This is a genomic window from Clostridium tetanomorphum, assembly GCF_017873215.1.
Lineage (GTDB): Bacteria > Bacillota > Clostridia > Clostridiales > Clostridiaceae > Clostridium_AO > Clostridium_AO tetanomorphum.
The window spans coordinates 1-2,776 of the sequence record NZ_JAGGKA010000048.1 but is presented as its reverse complement, the minus strand read 5'-3'; the positions used below and the strand labels follow the sequence as shown (position 1 = coordinate 2,776).

At 50.3% G+C, this 2,776-nt stretch carries 1 rRNA gene; it reads right to left on the bottom strand.

The window, feature by feature from the left end:
• Positions 1-8 precede the first annotated feature (8 nt).
• Positions 9-2,776: ribosomal RNA gene (locus J2Z24_RS21075) — 23S ribosomal RNA — on the bottom strand; the annotation flags it as partial.

The window sequence follows — 2,776 nt, the reverse complement described above, 5'->3', positions numbered from 1 at the left end:
TTAAATTTTAGATCAAGCCCTCGACCTATTAGTACTAGTCAGCTGAATGTATTACTACACTTACACCTCTAGCCTATCAACCTTGTGTTCTTCAAGGGGTCTTACTAGCTTACGCTATGGGAAATCTAATCTTGAGGTGGGCTTCACGCTTAGATGCTTTCAGCGTTTATCCCTTCCCGACATAGCTACCCAGCTGTGCCACTGGCGTGACAACTGGTGCACCAGAGGTCAGTCCATCCCGGTCCTCTCGTACTAAGGACAGCTCCTCTCAAATTTCCTACGCCCGCGACGGATAGGGACCGAACTGTCTCACGACGTTCTGAACCCAGCTCGCGTGCCGCTTTAATGGGCGAACAGCCCAACCCTTGGGACCTACTTCAGCCCCAGGATGCGACGAGCCGACATCGAGGTGCCAAACCTCCCCGTCGATGTGGACTCTTGGGGGAGATCAGCCTGTTATCCCCGAGGTAGCTTTTATCCGTTGAGCGATGGCCCTCCCACGAGGAACCACCGGATCACTAAGCCCGACTTTCGTCCCTGCTCCACTTGTATGTGTCGCAGTCAGGCTCCCTTCTGCCTTTGCACTCTACGCGCGATTTCCAACCGCACTGAGGGAACCTTTGGGCGCCTCCGTTACTTTTTAGGAGGCGACCGCCCCAGTCAAACTGCCCACCTAACAATGTCCCGTGACCAGATTCATGGCCTCCGGTTAGAACCTCAGTACTGTCAGGGTGGTATCCCAAGGTTGACTCCACAGAAGCTGACGCCCCTGTTTCCAAGTCTCCCACCTATCCTGTACAGACAATACCGAAATTCAATGCTAAGCTACAGTAAAGCTCTACGGGGTCTTTCCGTCCAATCGCGGGTAGCAAGCATCTTCACTTGCACTACAATTTCGCCGGATTTGTTGTTGAGACAGTGCCCAAGTCATTACGCCATTCGTGCGGGTCGGAACTTACCCGACAAGGAATTTCGCTACCTTAGGACCGTTATAGTTACGGCCGCCGTTTACTGGGGCTTAAGTTCACCGCTTCACTTGCGTTAACGGATCCCCTTAACCTTCCAGCACCGGGCAGGCGTCAGCCCCTATACATCAGCTTTCGCTTTAGCAGAGACCTGTGTTTTTGCTAAACAGTTGCTTGGGCCTATTCACTGCGGCCACCTATTAAGGTGGCACCCCTTCTCCCGAAGTTACGGGGCTAATTTGCCGAGTTCCTTAACAACAATTCTTCCGCTGGTCTTAGGATTCTCTCCTCACCTACCTGTGTCGGTTTGCGGTACGGGCACCAACTTACTCCATAGAGGCTTTTCTTGACAGTGTGGAATCAGGTACTTCGCTAAAAATTAGCTCCCCGTAACACCTCAGATTCAACTGGCGGATTTGCCTGCCAGTCACTCCTAAATGCTTAGACGCACATCCAATAGTGCGCACACCTTATCCTTCTGTGTCACCCCATTTGTCAAACGCAAGTTGGCGGTATCGGAATATCAACCGATTGTCCATCACCTACGCCTTTCGGCCTCGGCTTAGGTCCCGACTAACCCTGAGCGGACGAACCTTCCTCAGGAAACCTTAGGTTTTCGACCAATAAGATTCTCACTTATTTCTCGCTACTTATGCCAGCATACTCACTCCTGTACAGTCCACCGTTCCTTTCGGTACGACTTCAACCCATACAGGAAGCTCCTCTACCACGTGCACGTAGTGCACATCCATAGCTTCGGTGGTAAGTTTGAGCCCCGGACATCTTCGGCGCAGGATCTCTTGACTAGTGAGCTATTACGCACTCTTTAAATGAGTGGCTGCTTCTAAGCCAACATCCTAGTTGTCTTAGAAATCCCACATCCTTTTCCACTTAACTTACACTTAGGGACCTTAGCTGATGGTCTGGGCTGTTTCCCTTTTGACCACGGATCTTATCATTCGTAGTCTGACTGCCTGGATAAAAGTATATGGCATTCGGAGTTTGATAGGGTTCAGTAACTGTTGTCAGCCCCTAGCCCATTCAGTGCTCTACCTCCATTACTCAATTTCCAGACGCTAGCCCTAAAGCTATTTCGAGGAGAACCAGCTATCTCCGAGTTCGATTGGAATTTCTCCGCTATCCACAGCTCATCCCATGGTTTTTCAACACCAATGTGGTTCGGTCCTCCACGGAATTTTACTTCCGCTTCAACCTGTCCATGGATAGGTCACCCGGTTTCGGGTCTACGGCATGCAACTAGTCGCCCTATTCAGACTCGGTTTCCCTTCGGCTCCGCACCTTAAGTGCTTAACCTTGCTACATACCGTAACTCGCTGGCTCGTTCTACAAAAAGCACGTCGTCACACGTTAATGTGCTTCGACCGGTTGTAGGCACACGGTTTCAGGTTCTATTTCACTCCCCTCCCGGGGTTCTTTTCACCTTTCCCTCACGGTACTACTCCACTATCGGTCACCAGTTAGTATTTAGCCTTGGGAGGTGGTCCTCCCTGCTTCCCACAAGGTTTCACGTGTCTCGTGGTACTCTGGATTAGACCTTAAAGCTTTCCTTTTCGTTTACAGGGCTTTTACCTTCTACGGCGGAGCCTTCCAGCTCTCTTCAACTAAGTCCTACTTTTATTATGGTCTATCCGCAACCCCAGAAACAAGTTTCTGGTTTGGGCTCTTTCCCTTTCGCTCGCCGCTACTTAGAAAATCGATTTTTCTTTCTCTTCCTCCGGGTACTTAGATGTTTCAGTTCCCCGGGTATCCCTCCATAAATCTATGAATTCAATTTATGGTACATACCGTTA